Here is a 19,489-nt window from a genome sequence, read left to right as displayed (position 1 = left end):
GTGTCCGATCTGAGACAGGATTATCTGGCTGCGCTCGCCGCGCTGTTCGGACGCTTCATTGACGACTACACGGTCGTGGATGTCGGCGCGCACGGAGCCGGAGAGGCGGATGTTTACGCGCCTTTGCTTGCCCGGAAGGGCGCGATGGCTATCGGCTTCGAGCCCGATGGTCAGGAGTGCGCCCGGCTTAACGAGGCCTGGTCGGGCAAGCGCCGGTTTTATCCGTATGCGGTCGCCGACGGCGCCCAGGCGACGTTTCATGCCTGCCGGGCCCCCCTCACATCATCCCTGCTGCTCCCCAATACCGAACTGATTGGCCAGTTCGAGGGGCTGGCGGAGATGTGTGAGGTGACGGAGGAAAGGTGGATTTCGACGGTCCGCCTCGACGATATCGAGGAAGTCGCGTCAGCCGACTTTCTGAAGATTGACATCCAGGGCGGAACGCTTCTCGCGCTCCAAAATGCGGGGCGGCTGCTTGAGCGAGCTCTCGTGGTGCATGCCGAGACCGAGTTTGTCCAGATCTACCGCGATCAGCCCTTGTTCTCCGAATGCGAGACTTTTCTGCGCCAGCACGAGTTCATGTTCCATCATTTCCATAACCTCGAAGGCCGACGCATGACCCACGGCAGATACGCCGTCGGGCGCGCCCCATCGCAAACGCTATGGGCAGATGCCGTCTTTGTCCCGTCTCTGCAACGGCTCGATCAGCTATCGGATCGAGGGCTCGCGCGCCTCGCCTGGACCATGGAGGTGGTCTACGGCGCTTCGGATATGGCGATGGCTTGCTTGCTGCGCTGCCGAGACGCCGAAGCCGCTGAGCTTGCGCCGAGGTTTCGCTCTCTGTTGGCAGCGCATGGGGGGCTGGAATGAACATCCTCGCTGACGTCAGCGCCGCTAAGGACGGCGCGCGGCTGCCCATCGTGCGCGCACAGGCGCTCGGTAAACGATATCATCTGCATCGCGGGCCCGGACATCTATTGGCGCACGCCGTGTTCGGGTCGTTGCTGAAGGAGCCGCCAGCCTATGTGGCGCTCGAGAATGTAAGCTTCGATCTTTTGCCCGGCGATGCGTTGGCTGTCATCGGACGCAATGGCGCCGGCAAGAGCACGCTACTGCAGATTCTCGCAGGCGTGCTCAAGCCGACCAGCGGTTCGGCGCTGACATCGGGCCGTATCGCCGGCTTGCTTGAGCTTGGTAGCGGCTTCAATCCGGAATTTTCCGGACGGGAGAACGTGTTCATCAACGGCGCTATCCTCGGCCTGACGGAACGCCAGATTCGCGGTCGAATTGACGACATCATCACGTTCGCCGAGATCGGCGATTACATTGATCGGCCGGTCAAGACCTACTCGAGCGGGATGTTCTTGCGCCTGGCCTTTAGCGTCGCGATCCATGCAGAGCCGGATCTTCTGCTGGTCGACGAGGCGCTTGCTGTTGGGGACGTGTTCTTTCAACAGAAATGCTATGCGCGACTGAACGAACTGCGCAAGCGCGGGATGACGGTTCTGCTGGTTACGCACTCGATGGCGGACGCCGCGGAGTTCTGCAATCGGGGTATGGTTCTTTCGCAGGGACGCAAGGTCTTCGAAGGCCGAGGCAAGGAAGCAGTCGAGTACTATTTCCATCACGAATTCGGAACGCCCACCGGCCGAGGGACAGAGCGGTCGCCTGAAGTGCACGAGCAGAGCCTTTCGGGCAGTCCTGTCGCAGCCTCCGGTCCCAAGCAAGAGTGGGACCCGTTTGAGGCCAATCCGAAGGAAATCCTCGATCTTAGCCTGACCGAGCAATTCGGAGTGCCATCGGCAAAGGCGGTCAAGGCGCTTATCGCGGACCGCGAGGGCAAGGCGCGCCGTGTCTTTCAACAAGGCGAGTGGTTGCGGGTCTATATCGAGTTTCTCGTGCAGCAGCCGGTTGAGTTTCCTCTGGTCGGTGTGCAGCTGATCAACGTCAAGGGCGTCCTGGTGCACGGCCGCAATTCATTGCAGTTCGACGCGCCTCCGCCCGCGATTGACCGTGTGGGTACGATCCTTCGCTGCGTCCACGACATCAAGCTCGATATCGATGTCGGCGAATATACGCTCGAAGCCGGGCTTGCCGAGTTGCCGAAGGCGCTGTTCAGCAGGCGCCAGACCAGTGCTCCCTCGGAGATAGCGCCTCACATCCAGCTGCTGTCTCATGTCAGCCGGCTGGCAGCCATATCTGTGATCCATCGCCATCAGGGCGATCCTTGCCTGTTCAGCCATTATGGCGTTGCCGACCTTCCGAGCGAACAGCAGCTGTCTCTCCTGCCCGAGGCTGCGCGCACCGAATGATCTCCTACAGCCAAAACTTCGAAGACGTGCTGCTTGCCAGACTGTTCCAGGGGCAGTCGATTGGATTCTACATCGATGTGGGAGCCTGGGATCCGACACGTCATTCGGTAACGAGGCATTTCTACGACCAGGGCTGGACAGGCGTAAACATCGAGCCTGTTCAGCGGCAGTTCCAACTGTTCGTTGGAGAACGAGCGCGAGACAAAAATCTCAACGTTGCGGTGGCCGACTCCGCCGGACGGGTGCGGTTTTACGAGTGCAGCGAGCTCACGTCTCTCTCGACCGCAAATGAAACCCAGGCCGAAGAGCTCCGCCGCTCCGGATACACCGTCGTCGACTACGAAGTGCCCGTGGTGACGCTGCAGGAGGTGATCGCCGATTGCGGGGATCGGATTATCGATTTCCTCAAGATCGATGTCGAAGGGTTTGAAGCAGCGGTGCTGCGCGGCATTGACTTGAGGAAGCGTCGGCCTCGAGTGCTTGTCATTGAAGCGACGCTGCCGTCGGTCCAGATCAAGAATTGGGACGAGGCCGATAGCATTCGGAACTGGGACGACTGGGAGCCAGCTGTGCTTGCAGCTGACTACGAGCTTGCTTGGTATGACGGACTCAGCCGCTTCTATGTCAGGAAAGAGGATGCAAGTCTCCGAAAACGGCTGTTCCTCCCCCCTTGCGTTCACGACGGGTTCGAGCTCGCGGAAGTTCACGATCTCAAACGTACCCATCAGGTGCTGCTGAAGGAGCGGGAGGACGTGCTCGACGCCAACCGGCGCCTTGAGCATGAGCTGCATGCGGTCGAAAGCGATCGGACCGCAAAGACCCGCGTTCTTGAACAAGTCGAACGCGAGCTTGCCGAACTGAAAAGCAGCCAGCTGGCGCTGACCAAGGAACGCGAAGACGTACTGAGCGCCAATCGACGTCTTGAAGATGAGCTTCGTGCCGTGGAAGGCGATCGGGCCGAAAAGGCGCGGGTTCTTGAGCAGATCGAAGGAGAGCTTGCCGAGCTTAAGAGCAACCAATTGGCGCTGACGAAGGAACGTGAAGACGTTTTGGCGGTGAATGAACGGCTGGCGCGCGAATTGCGGGCGGTTGAAGAAGACCGCGCCGCTAAGGCTGCCAGTCTCGCGTCGATCACTGCAGAAATGTCCGAGCTTAGAAAAAGCCGCGAGCAATTGCTTGAAGAGCGCGAGAATGTGCTCAACGTCAACAAGGATCTCGAAAGCAACCTCCGATCGGTCGAGGCGGATCAAGCCAACAAGGCCGATGTGATCGCAAGGCTCGCGCGGCATGTTACCGAACTGACGGGCGAGCAAGAGGTTCTGGCCCAAGAACGCGATAACCTCGTGAGCGCCAATGCACATCTGGCAAGTGAGTTGCGCGTCGTTGACGCGGACCGGACCGAAAAGAAAGGCGCCCTCGAGCGCCTTGTTGCCGAACTTGCTGAGGTCACGGCCGACCGGCAGGCCCTTCTGGAGGCCCGCGACACCGTCCAGGCCGATCTGGACGCCGCCGAGGCGGATCGGGCGGAAAAGTCGCAAGCTATCGATCGCCTGAGCACCGATCTCGAGCTTGCCTCCGTCGAGAACGCCATTCAGTCCCATAAGCTGGTCGCCAAGGACCAGGTGCTCGAACTCGCGGCTCTTCGGGAACTCAGAGGAAAGGCGGTGCTGAGAGGCCTCGCCGACCTGCAGTTGCGCCGCAAACCCGGTCCTCCAGGTTATGGCGACTACTTTCCCTCCGAGGCGCCGGGGGGCGGCTTGCATGTGGCGGTCGACACGCTTGAGATTGTCTTTGGCGTCTCCGGCGGCGTCGAGACCTACATGAAGATGCTGACCAGCGCTCTGTTGGAGAGCGGCCGGCGGGTCACCTTGATTTGCTTGCCGGATCAGTTGCCGGCATTGCGCAAGCTGTTTGGGACCAGAGTCAGCTACTTCGTCATGCGCCGAAGTCTCGCCGTCGGCCTAGCGATCGATGTGCCCAATCGCCTTTTCGGTCATCGCCGCCGATTGAGTGCCGGGTCCTCGATGGCAACGTTCTCCCGGCTTCGAGAGGATATCGGTGTGGACGTGCTCCATAGTCCGGTTCAGATCTTCTCACTGCTTGATTTCCGCATTCCATCGGTCCTGAACCTTCACGATCTTCAGCACCTGCATTTTCCCGAGAACTTCCTGCCTAGCGATATTGAAGCCCGCAATAGGCTGTATAGGCGGTCTGCATCGTTAGCGGATGCAATCGTTGTATCGTCCGACTTCGTTCGGAATGATCTCGTGACCCAGATGCAGGTGCCGCCCGCCAAGGTGTTCACCGTGCCCGTCACCTGGGATCCCCGCGTGATCGCCGGGCTTAGCGCCTTCAGCGTTGAGGATGCTATAGCGCAGTATAAGCTGCCATCTCGTTACGTGGTCTATCCAGCTCAGTTCTGGCCGCACAAAAATCACGCCAGACTCGTGCAAGCGTTGCGCATCGTGCGTGACAAGCGCCCGAATGCCGATTTGAAGCTGGTCTTCACGGGCTACCGCGGGCATTCCGGCTGGCCGGCCGTGAAAGCCACGATCGAAAAGCTCGGCCTTGGCCCGCATGTCATGTGTCTCGACCACGTCCCTGTCGATCATCTTGCCGCGATTTATAAGGGCGCTCTCTATTGCGTAATGCCCTCGACATTCGAAGCCTCGAGCTATCCCGTCATCGAGGCTCAGGTGCTCGGCGTGCCTGCGATGTGCTCGAACGTAACCTCACTGCCCGAACTGATGCAGGGCGGCGCGGGCTTACTGTTCGATCCGTTCGATGTCGAGGATATCGCGGCAAAGATGCTGCAGTGGCTCGATGATCCCGACGATGGCCGGGCTCATGCCGAGCGGGCGCAAGCGAAAGCTGGCCGGGATCATGGCATCCAACAATATGTGACGGGTCTGGCGGAGGCGTACGACTATGCCCGCCGGGACCCAAGCAAGCGAACCAACAACAGCGCGGCAGCTATGCCCGGATGAGCTCGTGGCGTTTTGGGCGAGTTGTGCGCGCGGTTTTTCGTTGAACAATGACTTTAGAAGCAGATTGTATGAACATACGATACCAAGTCTCCAAGCCGGTGTTGTGCGGAAACGAGCGCCGTTACGTCATCGACGCCATCGATTCCGGCTGGATTTCCAGCACCGGCTCGTATCTCCAGAAGTTTGAGCACGCGATCGCAAAAACGCTGGAGGTCGATGAGTGCCTTTCGGCCAGTAACGGAACGACAGCGCTGCACCTGGCCTGTCTTGCTCTTGGATTGCGCGCCGGTGAAGAGGTTATCGTTCCCTCACTTACTTATGTCGCTTCGGCAAACGCTGTTCGGTACTGCGGCGCAACCCCGGTATTTGCGGATTGCGATCTGACAACCTGGAATGCGACGGCCGAATTCATCAAGAAAGCATGGACGCCGCGCTCCGTGGGCGTCATGGCCGTGCATCTGTATGGAATGCCGACAGACATCGCGCAAATTGCGGAACTATGCCGCGACCGCGGTGTCTGGCTGATTGAGGATTGCGCCGAAAGCCTGGGCGCAAAAGTGTTCGGAAAACCGACCGGCAATTTTGGCGACGCCTCGACGTTCAGCTTCTATGGCAACAAGACCATTTCGACCGGCGAGGGCGGCGCCCTCTATGTCCGCGATCCTGCACGTCGGCGCCACGCGAGGATCTTGCGCGGCCAAGGCATGGATCTTGAGCGCAGGTACTGGCACCCCATCATAGGCTACAACTATCGCATGACCAACATTGCGGGCGCAATCGGTCTCGGGCAGATCGAGATGCTCGACTTTCATCTGGCCGAACGCCGCCGGATTGCGGGGCGATACCGGGAACGGCTTCGTCCGCTCGCGTCCGATGGCTTGGTGCAGTTGCCAGCGCAGCTCAAAGGCTATGAGGGGACATACTGGCTATTCTCGGCAGTGCTGAGGGGCGGCGGCGAAGAGCGCCGGGAGGCCATCATGCGCCAGCTCGCCCGGGATTACGGCATCGAGACGCGCCCGTTCTTCGTGCCCATGCATCGCTTGCCCATGTATGCGTCCGGACAGTCGTTTCCGAATACGGAATTCCTGGCAGCGCACGGGATCAATTTTCCGACCTACACCGGGCTTCGCGACGACGAGATTGACGAGATTTGCACGGCGATCACGCATGTCGTGCGCGGCACGGCCTGACATGTATGATATCGGACCACAACAATGAATGATCTCGAGCGCAGCCTCGCATTCACCCCGAAACCAGAACAGATCGCGCATGTCCGGAACTTGCCGCGCGCCGAGCTGCCGAGCTTTGCGGTGGTCGTCCCCTCCTTCAATCAGGCGAACTTCCTGCGCGAGACGATCGACTCCGTGCTCGCGCAAGATTATCCGAATCTCGAAATCTTTGTGGCCGATGGTGGATCAACTGACGGATCCGTCGCTATCCTCGAAGAATACGCGCAATCTCGACCCGGCGTTCTCAGGTATGACAGCCGACCGGATGGGGGACATCACCACGGGGTCAACAAAGGCATTGCGAATACGAAAGGTGAAATAATCGCCTGGATCAACTCGGATGATGTCTATCTGGCCGACACGTTCTGGAAGGTAGCTACCTTCTTTCACTATAATCAAATGGCGATGGTCGTATACGGCCGCAATCGGTACGCGGACCGAGAGCTTAAGCCCGTCATCGATTATCCAGTCGATTGGAGTCCGCTGATCTCCGAGCAACGCCGGCGCATGATGCATTTTTGCCTCGTGCCGCAGCCATCGCTGTTCTTCAAACGAATAGCCACCACGCTCTGTGGCGCTCTCAACTCCAAAATTCTCGACTATGAACTCTGGATGCGATGGCAGGAGAATGTGCCGTTCTACTTTTGCGACGACTACTTTTCTTTGTCGCGTCTGCATGATGACGCCATCACCGCCAATGCAGATCGAAGGCTCTTGAGCGGGATTTGCGAGGCCGTCCATCAATATTACGGCGTCGTGCCGTTTAGCTGGGCGTTCAAATACGCATACACCCTCGAACATGGCGCGGCGTGGGCGCGGGGCGCAGCACCTCCTGCCGGGCGCAAGGTTCAGCTGATGGCCCGCTGGTACTGGATGAGCATGAATATGCGCTGGGCCCCCCGCCTTGCGTGGCGGTCCCTGCGCAGCTTCAGGACGTGGGCGGCGCAGGGTCGCCGCATAGCCGCTTAAGGAGATGTGGCGATGGCAAAGGCAGAGATCCCCATTACGGTCGTTGTCCCATCATACAATCAGGGCCGCTTCATCGATGAGACAATAGCCAGTCTCCTCGATCAGGAATATCCGGATCTGACTATCCTCGTGATGGATGGCGGATCGACGGACGACACCGTCGATCGCCTGAAGCGCTATGGCGAGCGGATCAGCTGGATCAGCGAGCGGGATTTCGGTCAGTCTGACGCGATTGCCAAGGGGTTTGCGCGAGCGCCCGATGGCTGGATCACCTGGCTCAACTCCGACGATGTCCAAAGCAATCGCGCGCTTTGGGCGGTCAATGAGGTTGTGGCGCGCGATCCAGACGCCGAGGTCGTGGTTGGGCAAGGCCACTATATGGACGAGGACGGCAGCAATCCTCGGCCTTACCCGACGATTGAGGTCGGTCCGAAGGTCGATGTGGCGCGCCAGATGTTCGAGAAGGGCTATCTTGCGCAGCCCTCGAGTTTTTTCCGCAAGTCGGCTTACACGAAGATTGGTGGAATAAACCGTGCGCTGCGGTTCTGCATGGATTACGATTTGTGGACGCGTTTTGCGCTCGCAGGCTGTCGCTTTGCTGCGTGCGATGTCGACATTTCCGGAAACCGCTGGTATGCGACGACCAAGTCAGCGGGGCAGACGCTCGAACTTCTGGCGGAAGTCGCGGCAGTGCAGGTCAAGCATTTCGGCCGGGTCTCGCCGTATTTCGTGCAGGCGATCAGTGACAATCTCTACCAGACACTGCACGGCAATCAGCACGGCGATAGGCACCATGTGATGTATCGCCTGCTTTATTTCAAATCGGTTTGGCTCTGGTTTAACATACGCCAACCGGCTCACTGCCTCCGTGGCCTCTTCAAGGAGACGATTGCAAAATCGGGCCCTCTTGTTGGAGACAGGCTGACATATTCTGATTGCTGGCGTGGTCTGCGCAAGGCGGTCGGCTCGTCCAAGGTCGTGGCATGAGCGTAAGCGTTGAAATTCTCGATCCGCGCCCGGGCCATGTCACGCTGCTGGCGGAGCTGTTCGCGATCATCGCCGCCGATCCGAGCAGCCGACGTTTCCATCCGCATCCGTTTACGCAAGCGGAGGCCGCCCGCATCTGCAGCTATCACGGGAACGACCGGTATATTGTGCTTCGTGTTGACGACCGCTTCTTGGGCTATGGGTTACTGCGCGGGTGGGACGAAGGCTTCGCCGTGCCGAGCCTCGGCATTTACGTCGCGCCCGAACTCCGAGGGCGCGGAGCATCAAGGCTTTTGATGAAACATCTCCAACTGGTTGCGCGACTTTCGGGCGCAAAGCAGATTCGCCTGAAGGTCTATCCCGACAATATTGCAGCCCACAAATTGTATCTGTCGCTCGGCTACCGCTTTTCCGAGTTGCTTGAAGCGGGTCAGCTTGTCGGAACTCTCGAGCTCTAGCACGAGGCTTCGCGCGCGCTATCGAGAGTTTCAGTCCAATGCCCATGGTATCAGAGTTGAAGACGATCCTTCGTCAGGTGAGCGGATTTCGGCTTGGTCAGCTCCACGCCTATCCGCCGCGACCCATCACGGCACCTGAGGCGGGGCTCGACTATATAAGCCCGCTCTCCATCTCCATCGTCACGCCGGTATTGAACCAGGCGTCGTTTATCGCCCAGACCATCGAGAGCGTGCTCAGCCAGAATGTCACGCCGCTGGAATACATCGTCATGGATGGAGGCTCGACGGACGGTACCACCGAAACCGTCGCCCTCTATCGCAAGTATTTGAGCCATTTCGAAAGCGAAAAGGATAACGGGCAGTCGGACGCTCTCAATCGAGGATTCGCCCTCACATCCGGCGACATCCTGGGCTGGATCAACGGCGACGATTTTCTTCTTCCAGGCGCGCTCCGGTTCGTCGCTCGCTTCTTCGCCGCGCATCCCGACATAGACGTGATCTATGGCGACCGCATTGTCGTCGACGCTGGCGGCAGAGAGATCGGCCGCTGGATGCTTCCACGTCATTCAGGCCGGATTCTCTCCTGGGTCGATTACATTCCCCAAGAGACGGTCTTCTGGCGGCGAAGTTTATGGGAGCGCGTTGGTTCGCATCTGGACGAAACATTTGACTTTGCGATGGACTGGGACTTGCTCGTCCGTTTCCGCGAATGCGGAGCGCGCTTCTGCCATCTGCCAAGGTTTATCGGCGCCTTTCGCGCGCATTCCGCCCAAAAGACAACGGCTCAGGAGGATCTTGGCGTGGCCGAGATGAACAGAATTCGCGAGCGTTGTCTGGGCTATGTACCGTCCCAAGGACAGCTGAGACTTGCCGTGCTCCCTTATGTAATGCGGCATCTCGGCCGCGAGTGGCGCTCGCGTCTTATGGGAAACGAAGAGGCAAGGTCGGGGCCGTCGCGCAGGTAGAAGCCGCACGGGCGTAAGAGTCGAAGTTAAAGTAAAAAAGGACTGCTAACCGCATGAAAAAGGCACTGATCACGGGCGTCACTGGCCAGGATGGCGCGTACCTCGCCGAGCTGCTGCTCTCGAAGGGCTACGAAGTCCATGGCATCAAGCGCCGGACTTCGCTGTTCAACACTGATCGCATCGACCACCTCTATCAGGATCCCCACGAGAAGAATCGCCACTTCATTCTCCACCATGGCGATATGACCGACTCGTCTTCTCTCGTGCGTATCGTTCAGCAGGTGCAGCCCGATGAAATCTACAATTTGGCCGCCCAAAGTCATGTCGCCGTGAGCTTCGAGGAGCCGGAATACACGGCAAACTCCGACGCGCTGGGAACGCTGCGCGTGCTCGAGGCCATCCGGATTCTGGGGCTGGAAAAAAAGACGCGCTTTTATCAGGCCAGTACCTCCGAGCTCTATGGGCTTGTTCAGGAGATCCCGCAGCGGGAAACGACCCCCTTCTATCCGCGCAGCCCTTATGCCGTGGCGAAGCTCTATGCTTACTGGATTACGGTGAACTATCGCGAAGCTTATGGGGTGTATGCCTGCAACGGCATTCTTTTTAATCATGAGAGTCCGATCCGGGGCGAGACATTCGTCACGCGCAAGATCACGCGCGGTCTGGCTCGCATCAAGCTCGGTCTGCAGGATTGCCTCTATCTGGGCAACCTCGATGCCAAGCGCGATTGGGGGCATGCGAAAGACTACGTCGAAATGCAGTGGATGATGCTTCAGCAGGACAAGCCGGAAGACTTCGTCATTGCGACGGGCGTTCAATACAGCGTGCGTCAGTTCGTCGAGACCGCAGCGCACCACATCGACTTGCCGGTCCATTGGAAGGGTGAAGGTGTGAATGAGCGAGGCTACGATGCCGCCGGTAACTGCATTGTCGCGGTGGACCCTCGCTATTTCCGGCCCACCGAAGTGGAAACATTGTTGGGCGACCCCACGAAGGCAAAAGAAAAGCTGGGCTGGGAGCCAAAGATCACCTTCAAGGAGCTCGTGAAGGAAATGATCGAACAGGACTTGAAGGCGGCGCAGCGGGATGCACTGATCAGACGGCACGGGTTTAGCGCATTCGATTATCACGAGTAGCGCGATGAAAAAATCCAGCAAGATCTATATCGCCGGCCATCGTGGCATGGTCGGCTCCGCCATTGTCCGACGGCTGCAAAGAGCCGGTTACGAGAACCTGCTAACCCGCGCACGTTCCTCCTTGGATCTGACCAATCAGGCAGCGGTTTCACAGTTTCTTGCGGAAGAAAAGCCCGAGTACATCTTTCTCGCGGCAGCCAAGGTCGGTGGCATACAGGCGAATGACCAGTGTCGCGCAGAGTTCATTTATCAAAATCTCATGATTGAGGCGAACGTCGTTCATGCGGCCTGGCTAGCTGGCGTGCCGCGTATGTTGTTTCTCGGGTCGAGCTGCATTTATCCTCGGGCGTGTCCCCAACCCATCAAGGAAGAATACCTGCTTGGCGGGCCTCTGGAGCCCACGAATGAACCTTATGCCATCGCAAAAATCGCCGGAATCAAGCTGTGCGAGAGCTACAATCGGCGGTACGGAACTCGGTATGTTTCCGCGATGCCGACAAATCTCTATGGGCCCAACGACAATTATGACTTGAACAATAGCCATGTGCTGCCAGCTCTCATCCGTAAGGCCCACGAGGCGAAACAGCGAAACGAGGCGACTTACCCGGTCTGGGGATCCGGACGTCCAAGACGGGAATTTCTCTATGTGGACGATTTGGCTGACGCCTGCGTGTTCCTGATGGAGCGCGACGATATACGGGACGGGCTGTTTAATGTTGGCACTGGTGAAGACAGTACGATCGGCGAGCTCGCAACGACCATCAACGACGTGATCGGGTTCAAGGGCTCTATTGTCTTCGATCCGACCAAGCCGGATGGCACGCCGCGGAAGCTGCTCAACGTTGATCGCATGCGAGAAATAGGATGGTACGCCCGAACGAGCCTCAAAGATGGTATCCGCAATGCTTATGCAGACTTTATAACGCGCGAGTTCCGGAGCACGATCTGAGCGGCGTCTCGTATCGCGCAGCAATCCGTCCAATCGACGCACCATGCCCAAGTGGTGCGAACTGTCTGTGCACCCAGCGTCATTCAAAGACCAGCCCTCCTTTGTTTGTGCCGAGCGATCACGTCCGATTGGCAGCTAAACCCGAAACAGCCTGTTTTCTTCGGAGGATCACTCGTGGCAGAATGTCCGGTCGACAGGATAGCTCTCTTCATTGATGGCCTAAATCTTTACACCACGTCCAAAGCGCTCGGATTCGAAGTGGATCACAGACGGTTGCTCAAACACTTCGAGAGCTGCGGGAAGCTGCTTCGTGCCTTCTACTACACCAGAACGACCGAGAACCGGGAGCTAGGTGCCACGCGTCCTTTCATGGAATGGCTCGGCTATAATGGCTTTACCGTGGTCAGCAAACCGACGGCAGGGTGCATTGGTGCGAGCGGAGAACGCGGACTGAAATGGAGTATGGATGTCGATCTTGCCGTCGATGCCATGGAGTTCGCGGGCCGGGTGGACCGGATCGTGCTGTTTTCCAGTGACGCCAATTTATGCAGGCTCGTGCAGGCCGTTCAGCGGCGAGGGGTGCATGTGACGGTGGTCTCGACTGCAGCTACGGCGCCGGCCATGGTCTCTCGGCGATTGCGGCGTCAGGCTGACGCCTTCATCGACCTTGCCGAGCTGAAGCCCAAGATCTGCCGCATCGTCATCTCGCAACCGCGAGTGGCGCGAGGCGCTGATCGATCTGCTTCGGTGCGTACCAGCGGCACAGAACCGATAAATTAAGACTGGCACCCCAGCCAATTGCAGACGACAGAGCTGAAGGGGGGTGTTTCCGTGCGGCAGGTGGTCAGCGAGACACGCCTTCTTCCTCGAATCGAGCTCTTTCGAGTCCAATCGCAAGCTTGCGGGGATCTTGGGAGAGAGCGAGCTGTTTCGGCGATCTGGCTGATGGCATGCGCAATTCGATAATGAGCGGAGACCCTGCTCGGAATCGAAGCTCCCCAAGCGGGACAGCAATGGTGCTTATATTCTCTCGGAGTGTCACATCGGCCAGCTTGATGTTCTGCGCCCAGAACTCGATCCGTTGCTCAGGGTTTGCCGGGGTAATGAACGCCCGGCAGCCTATCAGGAGTTTTGTACGCTCAGGCAGAACGCTCACGAGCAAAAACCCCAACTGAGCCCGATCACCCTCCGACCACACGCCCCAGGGCTCAGAATTCGCCCAGCCGTCGATGAGAGCACCTCGATTATTGTTTTGAAAGTCCAGGGACTGCCCACGTTGCACGCGCGGGAAACGGGCGACGTCATATCCCACGCCCGGAAAAAAGCGATCGATCACGCGTAAAGTACCGAAGAAGGAGCCCAATAGGACCGCGACTGCGATGACAAGCCATAGAATGATTTGTCGAAGATGGGGCATAACCGACGACAGCATCAACGAAGAGGTGTGCTTCGGCGAGAAGATCGTCACGAGCCGTTGCCCGTCTGAACGGACCGTAAGCTCCTTAATTGCGGAGGATCGCGATCGTCAATCGAGATTGTTGCGTAAAGAACAGTGTGTGTCTGTTTTGCTCTGAATCTATCTCAAATGGGACTGGTCGAATTTGTCGCAATCATGGATAGGATGAGATCCAGAGTCTTGCCTTGATAACTCTCCGATGAGAGGGCGTGCGGCGGTTATGCGACGTTGCGAGGCAGGACGCTCATTATTTTAAGTAGCGGAACTTTACGTCCAAACATTACAAAACTGGGGTCGTTCATGGCCGTTGGTAGAAATCGCAATCTCGGCGAGTTGTTTGACGATACGAGCTTCGATTACATCGGGACGCCCTTTCCGCAGTCCCAGGCAAGTCAGGTCCCGGATCAAAGTGGCCAGTCGGGCACTTCCGACAGCCAGACCGTTTCATTTCAGGGGAGCGGCCTTGTTTTTGTGAACACGTGGGGATCCGGTGCGAGCGCACAATTCGAGAATATCGTCATCGGTGCGGAGCAATATCTCTCACAGTTGTTTCCCAATGCGTGCACCGTCCACTGCACCTTCGATCTCCAGTCTTTAAACCCGGCCTATTCAGGCGAGAACTTTTACAATCGGGTTCACGTCTCGTATGCCTCCTTTGTGAGCGCGCTCCAACAGCATGCGCAAACCGCAACAGGCCGCTCCGCTGCCGCTGCTCTGGCGAAACTAGCCGATCCCACGAGCGGAGCCGGACTTAACGTTTCGATCGGCGAAGCGCGAATCCTCGGACTGGCCAGCGCTGGAAGCAGCACCGACGACACGATCTATCTGAATGACGCTTATTGGACTGCCTCCGCGCTGCAGAGCAGCCCAAACGATGCGAAGGCCGTGATCCTCCACGAATTGACGGAAGGGATCATGGGGCGCGTCGGTGGCCTCGGAAAGTCCGGGAACAGTTGGGCGCCCATGGATTTCTTTCGCTATACGGCGAGCGGGCAGCATGACTATACGGGCGGCTCGGACGGCAATAACACATACTTTTCGGTCGATGGCCTCAACATCCTCACTCAGCTGCAATTTCATGCATCCTATTCCAACGGCACGAATGACGGCTTCGATCTCGCCGACTGGGACGGTGTTCTGGCGGATTCGAACGACTACGACCCATTTGGACCGGGCGGACCGGGCGTCGGTGGTCCGGGACTCCTGTCATCCGAGGATATCCAGATCATGCAAGCCCTCGGGTGGGGCGTGCAAAGCCGCTCCCCGAAGGACTTCAATGGCGATGGCATTTCGGACGTTCTCTTCCGTAACAATACGACAGGCGATTGGGGCTTCGACGCACTCAATGGGTCCGGCGGCGGCATCTGACATGGGCTAGGGGTCAACAATACGGCCTATAGCGTCGTAGGGGTGGGGGACTTCAACGGCGACGGCATCGCCGACGTGCTCTATCGGAACAACAGCACCGGCGATTTTGGCGCGGCTCTGTTTAATAACAGTGGCAATACGACCTGGCAGCCGCTGGGCGGGTCGTCGCCGGCCTACAGCGTGGTCGGCACGGGCGATTTCAACGGCAACGGCATCTCGGATATTCTTTTCCGAAACAGTGCGACGGGTGATTGGGGCTATGATGCGCTCAATGGCTCCGGCGGGGGTACGTGGCATTCACTCGGCACAAATAACACCGCCTACAGCGTGGTCGGCGTGGGGGACTTCAATGGCGATGGAGTCTCCGATGTCTTGTACCGCAACAACGGCACCGGTGATATTGGTGCGGCTCTCTTCGATCATAACGGCAATCCAACTTGGCAGCCGCTTGGAGGCTCATCGCCCGCTTATAGCGTGGTTGGAACCGGCGATTTTAACGGGGATGGCATCTCCGATATCCTCTTCCGAAACAACAGCACGGGCGATTGGGGCTATGAGGCGCTCAATGGCTCCGGCGGCGGCACCTGGCACGCTTTGAATCCCACCGCGGCGGCATATAGCGTCGCCGAGATCGGCGACTTCAACGGTGACGGGATTGCCGATGTTCTCTTCCGCAACAACAGCACGGGTGATTTCGGTGCTGCTCTCTTCGATCATACGGGTAATCCGACTTGGCAACCGCTCGGCGGCTCCTCTGCCAGTTATACCGTCGTCGGCGGGACCAATTGGGCCTGACATGATCCACGAGGGATGATCCCTAACTCTCAGGGCTGCCTACGGGCCCGCACTTGTCACAAGGTTAGGGACGGCAGAATGCAATCCTCCGATGTCATCGCGGACAGCGCTGGGTTCAATGCAGATGTCCCCTCCCTAGCAGGCCGTTGAAGAACTCAGCCGCGTTCGCAAACGAAGGCTGAATCGTCGCCATTGTGGATGTAGAAGTGGCCAACGAGCCTGCCCGCAGTGCCGATCATGGCCCATCCGCGACCACAGGACGGATCATTCTCGTCGTGCCTCTCCCATGAGAACTCGGCGCAGGCCGATCCGTCGCGGGTGCCGTAGCGAGCATCCAGGAAGCCCTTGAGAGCCCCAAACGCTATTTCGCCATCGGACTTGCCACGGAAGGTGAGATGCGCCTCTCCGACAAGATCGAGGAAGTCGCTGTCCCAGTTGTCCATTTCGACGATGCGCCAGCGGCCGGCAAAGGCCTTGGCAAAGCCGGGCACCTTGGCCATCAACCGGTCTCCGCGATCAACTTGGGCAGCCGCACCAGATTGTAGGCGGCCGCAGCGAAGGTAAAGGCCCATCCGACCCGATCACGGCCACGGAATCTGGTCTTCTCTTGCCCGGCGACCGTCTTGATCCAGCCGAATGCCTCCTCAATCCGCTTGCGGATGCGCTGGCTGACAGCATAACCGCCGTGCCGGGTCGTACGCCCGTCGATCGCAGAGCTACGGCCGCCGGTATTCTGCGCAACATGCGGCGTCACGTTCATCGAGCGCAGCTCGTTGACGAAGTCTTCTGCATCGTAGGCTTTGTCGGCACCAAGCGTGATCGCTGTCGGTCGATCGGCACGAGGCTCGATCATGTGCAGCGCGGCCACCCGTTCGGCATGCCCATCGGCCTGCGTCAGGCAGGCGTCGACCAGCAAGCCGTGGCGGTTCTCCATCAGCCCGTGCCCGATGAAGCACAGCTTCGTCTCCTTGCCTTTCCCCTTGCGGTAGAGCCTGGCCTCCGGATCGGTGGTCGAAGCATGGGTGTCGTTGGAGCGCTTCTGGCCATGGAAGTTCGCTTCAGCATTGCGCCCGCCGCCTTGGGCCGGCGGCTCGCCGGAGCTATCCTTCGGTTTGACGCTCTTCATCGAGGCCCAGGCCTCGATCAGCGTGCCGTCGACCGAGAAGTGATCGCTCGACAGAAGCTTCTTCACCCTGGGCTGCGCCAGCACCGCCGCCAGGAACTTCGCCGCGATGTCGCCTTCCAGCAGCCGGTCGCGGTTCTTCGAGAATACCGAATGGTCCCAGGCTGCATCGTCGACGCCGATTCCGACGAACCAGCGGAACAGCAAATCATATTCCAACCGCTCCATCAGAAGTCGCTCCGAGCGGATCGAATAAAACGCCTGCAACAGCATCGCCCGCAGCAGCTTCTCCGGCGGGATCGACGGCCGTCCAATCGGCGAATAAAGGGCGGCGAACTCGTGCTCCAGCGCCGCCAGCGCCTCGTTCACGATCGTCCGGATCCCTCGCAGCGGATGATCACGCCGCACCCTTGCTTCCAGGTCGACGTAGCTGAACAGCTCGCCCGTTCGATTGTCGCCGCCGCGCACGCACCATCTCCGAATCTCGTCGGAGCCAATGAATCATGATCCTCGGTCGGCGGCGACCGCCTTTTTTCAACAGCCTGCTAGACCCGCACGGTCGCTACGGGCTTTGTTGACCATGGGCGTCTGAGGGAGCCGCTTCTTGCACGATAACGTCCGCGTCGATACCGGCTTGGCCGCGCTTTGCGGAATCGCGGCTTATTACAGAATCGCCGCCAACCCAGCGAGCCTTGCACGGGAGCTGGCGCTACATGGCCGCGCCGAACCGCGCGACGTGATCAGGGCGGCCAAGCTTACCGGTCTGAAGGCCCGACTGGTGAGCAAGCCCTCCATCCGCCGGATAGCCAGTGTGCCACTTCCGGCTATCACGCGCCTGCAGGACGGAAAGTTTGTCGTTCTTGGCGGCCGCACTCCATCTGGTCTCATCCGGATTGTCGATCCCATCACCCGGATCTCCCGTGAATTGCCGATCGATGAAATCCATCGAATGATGGATAAATTCATCCTGCTGGTTCAGCGCCAGGTCGGCGGCTCAGGGGTCGATCCAAGGCACTTCGGCTTTCAATGGTTTTTGTCCTCGATATGGCGCTATCGCCGTCCCCTGCTCCACGTTCTTGTCGCCTCTCTATTTGTGCAAGTATTCGCGCTTGTAACGCCCCTGTTCTTTCAGGTTGTCGTCGACAAGGTCCTTCCACATAAATCCTATTCGACATTGCTTGTGCTGGTCGGCGGCATCGCGGCCATCGGGCTTTTCGACGTCGTGCTGCAATATTTGCGCACCTACGCGCTCGCACACACGAGCAACCGGATCGACGTCGAATTGAGCCATCGGCTTTTCACTCATCTCTTGCGACTGCCGATCAGTTACTTTGAAAGCCGTTCGGCGGGACAGACGATTGCGCGCGTTCGCGAGCTCGAGACTATTCGGAGCTTCCTGACCGGCCAAGGGCTGTTTTCGCTGATCGACCTGCTCTTTACGTTCGTCTACATCGCCGTGCTCGAGGCGTACTCGGTCAAGCTGACCTGGACCGTTCTCGTAGCAATTCCCGTCTACCTGCTGATAGCGTTCGCTGTGCGGCCTACGCTCAAAGAGAAGATCAACCAGAAGTTCAATTTGGGCGCTGCGAGCCAGCAGTTCCTGGTGGAATCCGTCGTCGGAATCCAGACCATAAAGACGTCTGCGGTCGAGCCAATTATCAGGACTCAATGGGAAGAACGACTGGCCGCCTATGTCCAGTCCGCCTTCGCGGCGACCAAGCTCGGCGCCGGCGGTCAGAACACAATCCAATACGTCTCAAAACTTTCTTCAGCCCTTCTGCTCCTCTTCGGTGCAGAAGCCGTCATCAACGAGGAGCTGACCATTGGCGGCCTGGTCGCCTTCAACATGATCGCCGGCCAGGTCGCACAGCCGATTTTACGGCTCTCGCAGTTTTGGCAGGATTTCCAGCAGGTGCAGGTGTCTGTCGAACGGCTGGGGGACATTCTGAATGCATCGCCCGAGCATGCTCCCGCCGCCTTTGAGGGAATGACGATTCCAAAAGGGCAGGTCGTGTTCAAGCATGTGACCTTCCGCTATGCGCCCGGAGAGCAGGAGGCGCTCAAGGATGTTTCGTTCACGATCAATCCCGGGGAAGTTATCGGGATCGTTGGCCCCTCCGGTTCGGGCAAATCAACCTTGGCCAAGCTCATCCAGCGGCTCTACGTCCCGAGCGAGGGGGAGGTGCTCCTCGACGGGCGCAATCTCACCCATATCGATCCTGTCTGGCTTCGGCGGCATATCGGCGTGGTGCTTCAGGAAAGCACGCTCTTTCACCGCACGATCCACGAGAATATCGCGCTCGCCAACCCGGCGATGTCCCGATCCCAGGTCATCGCCGTGGCCCGCCTTTCGGGCGCCGACGAGTTCATCTCGAAGCTGCGTCAGGGCTACGACACCATGATCGAGGAGCGCGGCGCCAATCTCTCGGGAGGCCAGCGTCAACGTCTTGCCATCGCGAGGGCCTTGGCGACGGACCCGCCGATCCTGGTTTTCGACGAAGCCACCTCGGCTCTGGACTATGAGAGCGAGCAGATCATTCAGGCCAATATGCGTCATATCGCAAGGGGAAGGACCGTAATCATTATCGCTCACCGACTCGTGACGGTGCGGCACTGCGACCGCATTTTCGGCATCGTCGATGGGCGGCTCGTTGAGACGGGAACGCACGACACCCTCGTGCAGCGCCCGCAAGGCCTCTATGCGCGTTTATGGGCGTTGCAGAACAACACGGCTAAAGACCAGACGGTCGCCTAG

The 19,489-nt window shown here is 58.8% G+C and carries 17 protein-coding genes; 14 read left to right on the top strand and 3 right to left on the bottom strand.

The features are described from left to right. From J2R78_RS41495 to J2R78_RS41445, 11 genes are all read left to right on the top strand, one after another. Positions 1 to 870 carry an FkbM family methyltransferase gene (locus tag J2R78_RS41495; RefSeq protein ID WP_253610348.1) on the top strand — a complete coding sequence of 290 codons (870 nt, stop codon included), beginning with the start codon at positions 1 to 3 and terminating at the stop codon, positions 868 to 870. Further along, the gene (locus J2R78_RS41490; RefSeq protein ID WP_253610349.1) at positions 867 to 2,312 is read left to right on the top strand and encodes an ABC transporter ATP-binding protein; all 1,446 of its coding nucleotides are present in this window, start codon (positions 867 to 869) and stop codon (positions 2,310 to 2,312) included. The genes J2R78_RS41495 and J2R78_RS41490 overlap by 4 nt, the downstream gene beginning before the upstream one ends. After that, positions 2,309 to 5,299 (top strand): FkbM family methyltransferase, encoded by a 2,991-nt coding sequence (locus tag J2R78_RS41485; RefSeq protein WP_253610350.1) that lies wholly within the window; start codon positions 2,309 to 2,311, stop codon positions 5,297 to 5,299. The genes J2R78_RS41490 and J2R78_RS41485 overlap by 4 nt, the downstream gene beginning before the upstream one ends. A gap of 68 nt (positions 5,300 to 5,367) precedes the next feature. Beyond that, on the top strand, positions 5,368 to 6,489 hold the full coding sequence (locus J2R78_RS41480) for a DegT/DnrJ/EryC1/StrS aminotransferase family protein (protein WP_253610351.1): 1,122 nt from the start codon (positions 5,368 to 5,370) through the stop codon (positions 6,487 to 6,489). Positions 6,490 to 6,513: 24 nt separating this feature from the next. Next, positions 6,514 to 7,497, top strand: a complete 984-nt coding sequence (locus J2R78_RS41475) for a glycosyltransferase (RefSeq protein WP_253610352.1) — start codon at positions 6,514 to 6,516, stop codon at positions 7,495 to 7,497. A gap of 12 nt (positions 7,498 to 7,509) precedes the next feature. Beyond that, on the top strand, positions 7,510 to 8,484 hold the full coding sequence (locus tag J2R78_RS41470) for a glycosyltransferase family 2 protein (RefSeq protein WP_253610353.1): 975 nt from the start codon (positions 7,510 to 7,512) through the stop codon (positions 8,482 to 8,484). Then, the gene (locus tag J2R78_RS41465) at positions 8,481 to 8,942 is read left to right on the top strand and encodes a GNAT family N-acetyltransferase (protein WP_253610354.1); all 462 of its coding nucleotides are present in this window, start codon (positions 8,481 to 8,483) and stop codon (positions 8,940 to 8,942) included. The genes J2R78_RS41470 and J2R78_RS41465 overlap by 4 nt, the downstream gene beginning before the upstream one ends. Before the next feature lie 56 nt (positions 8,943 to 8,998). Next, positions 8,999 to 9,907 (top strand): glycosyltransferase family 2 protein, encoded by a 909-nt coding sequence (locus J2R78_RS41460; RefSeq protein WP_253610355.1) that lies wholly within the window; start codon positions 8,999 to 9,001, stop codon positions 9,905 to 9,907. Positions 9,908 to 9,960: 53 nt separating this feature from the next. Beyond that, entirely contained in the window at positions 9,961 to 11,043 is a 1,083-nt protein-coding gene (gmd, locus tag J2R78_RS41455; RefSeq protein WP_253610356.1) for a GDP-mannose 4,6-dehydratase, read from the top strand. Between the two features lie 4 nt (positions 11,044 to 11,047). Beyond that, positions 11,048 to 11,992 (top strand): GDP-L-fucose synthase, encoded by a 945-nt coding sequence (locus J2R78_RS41450; RefSeq protein WP_253610357.1) that lies wholly within the window; start codon positions 11,048 to 11,050, stop codon positions 11,990 to 11,992. Positions 11,993 to 12,166: 174 nt separating this feature from the next. After that, positions 12,167 to 12,772 (top strand): NYN domain-containing protein, encoded by a 606-nt coding sequence (locus tag J2R78_RS41445; RefSeq protein WP_253610358.1) that lies wholly within the window; start codon positions 12,167 to 12,169, stop codon positions 12,770 to 12,772. A 64-nt stretch (positions 12,773 to 12,836) separates the two neighbouring features. Here the strand turns inward: J2R78_RS41445 and J2R78_RS41440 are convergent, their stop codons facing one another. Continuing rightward, positions 12,837 to 13,460 (bottom strand): DUF7024 domain-containing protein, encoded by a 624-nt coding sequence (locus J2R78_RS41440; RefSeq protein ID WP_253610359.1) that lies wholly within the window; start codon positions 13,458 to 13,460, stop codon positions 12,837 to 12,839. 288 nt (positions 13,461 to 13,748) lie between these two features. Here J2R78_RS41440 and J2R78_RS41435 point away from each other — a divergent pair, with 288 nt between their 5' ends. Together J2R78_RS41435 and J2R78_RS41430 are read left to right on the top strand one after the other, a co-directional pair. Continuing rightward, a complete protein-coding gene (locus J2R78_RS41435) occupies positions 13,749 to 14,816 on the top strand; it encodes an NF038122 family metalloprotease (RefSeq protein WP_253610360.1) in 1,068 nt (355 codons plus the stop codon). Positions 14,817 to 14,858: 42 nt separating this feature from the next. Continuing rightward, on the top strand, positions 14,859 to 15,611 hold the full coding sequence (locus tag J2R78_RS41430) for a VCBS repeat-containing protein (protein ID WP_253610361.1): 753 nt from the start codon (positions 14,859 to 14,861) through the stop codon (positions 15,609 to 15,611). Between the two features lie 155 nt (positions 15,612 to 15,766). Here J2R78_RS41430 and J2R78_RS41425 read toward each other — a convergent pair whose 3' ends face one another. Together J2R78_RS41425 and J2R78_RS41420 are read right to left on the bottom strand one after the other, a co-directional pair. Next, on the bottom strand, positions 15,767 to 16,111 hold the full coding sequence (locus tag J2R78_RS41425) for a hypothetical protein (RefSeq protein WP_253610246.1): 345 nt from the start codon (positions 16,109 to 16,111) through the stop codon (positions 15,767 to 15,769). Further along, entirely contained in the window at positions 16,111 to 17,202 is a 1,092-nt protein-coding gene (locus J2R78_RS41420; protein WP_253610362.1) for an IS5 family transposase, read from the bottom strand. The genes J2R78_RS41425 and J2R78_RS41420 overlap by 1 nt, the downstream gene beginning before the upstream one ends. Before the next feature lie 136 nt (positions 17,203 to 17,338). Here J2R78_RS41420 and J2R78_RS41415 point away from each other — a divergent pair, with 136 nt between their 5' ends. Then, positions 17,339 to 19,489, top strand: coding sequence for a peptidase domain-containing ABC transporter (locus J2R78_RS41415; protein WP_253610363.1), 2,151 nt, complete (start codon positions 17,339 to 17,341; stop codon positions 19,487 to 19,489).

Origin of the sequence: Bradyrhizobium sp. USDA 4538 (genome assembly GCF_024171045.1) — a bacterium.
Taxonomy (GTDB): Bacteria; Pseudomonadota; Alphaproteobacteria; order Rhizobiales; family Xanthobacteraceae; genus Bradyrhizobium; species Bradyrhizobium australafricanum.
This window is presented reverse-complemented; position numbering and strand designations above follow the sequence as displayed.

Coding starts and splice junctions, on each gene's coding strand:
- J2R78_RS41490 (WP_253610349.1), top strand. CDS start 867: ATGAACATCCTCGCTGACGTCAGCGCCGCTAAGGACGGCGCGCGGCTG.
- J2R78_RS41485 (WP_253610350.1), top strand. CDS start 2,309: ATGATCTCCTACAGCCAAAACTTCGAAGACGTGCTGCTTGCCAGACTG.
- J2R78_RS41480 (WP_253610351.1), top strand. CDS start 5,368: ATGAACATACGATACCAAGTCTCCAAGCCGGTGTTGTGCGGAAACGAG.
- J2R78_RS41475 (WP_253610352.1), top strand. CDS start 6,514: ATGAATGATCTCGAGCGCAGCCTCGCATTCACCCCGAAACCAGAACAG.
- J2R78_RS41470 (WP_253610353.1), top strand. CDS start 7,510: ATGGCAAAGGCAGAGATCCCCATTACGGTCGTTGTCCCATCATACAAT.
- J2R78_RS41465 (WP_253610354.1), top strand. CDS start 8,481: ATGAGCGTAAGCGTTGAAATTCTCGATCCGCGCCCGGGCCATGTCACG.
- gmd (WP_253610356.1), top strand. CDS start 9,961: ATGAAAAAGGCACTGATCACGGGCGTCACTGGCCAGGATGGCGCGTAC.
- J2R78_RS41450 (WP_253610357.1), top strand. CDS start 11,048: ATGAAAAAATCCAGCAAGATCTATATCGCCGGCCATCGTGGCATGGTC.
- J2R78_RS41435 (WP_253610360.1), top strand. CDS start 13,749: ATGGCCGTTGGTAGAAATCGCAATCTCGGCGAGTTGTTTGACGATACG.
- J2R78_RS41425 (WP_253610246.1), bottom strand. CDS start 16,111: ATGGCCAAGGTGCCCGGCTTTGCCAAGGCCTTTGCCGGCCGCTGGCGC.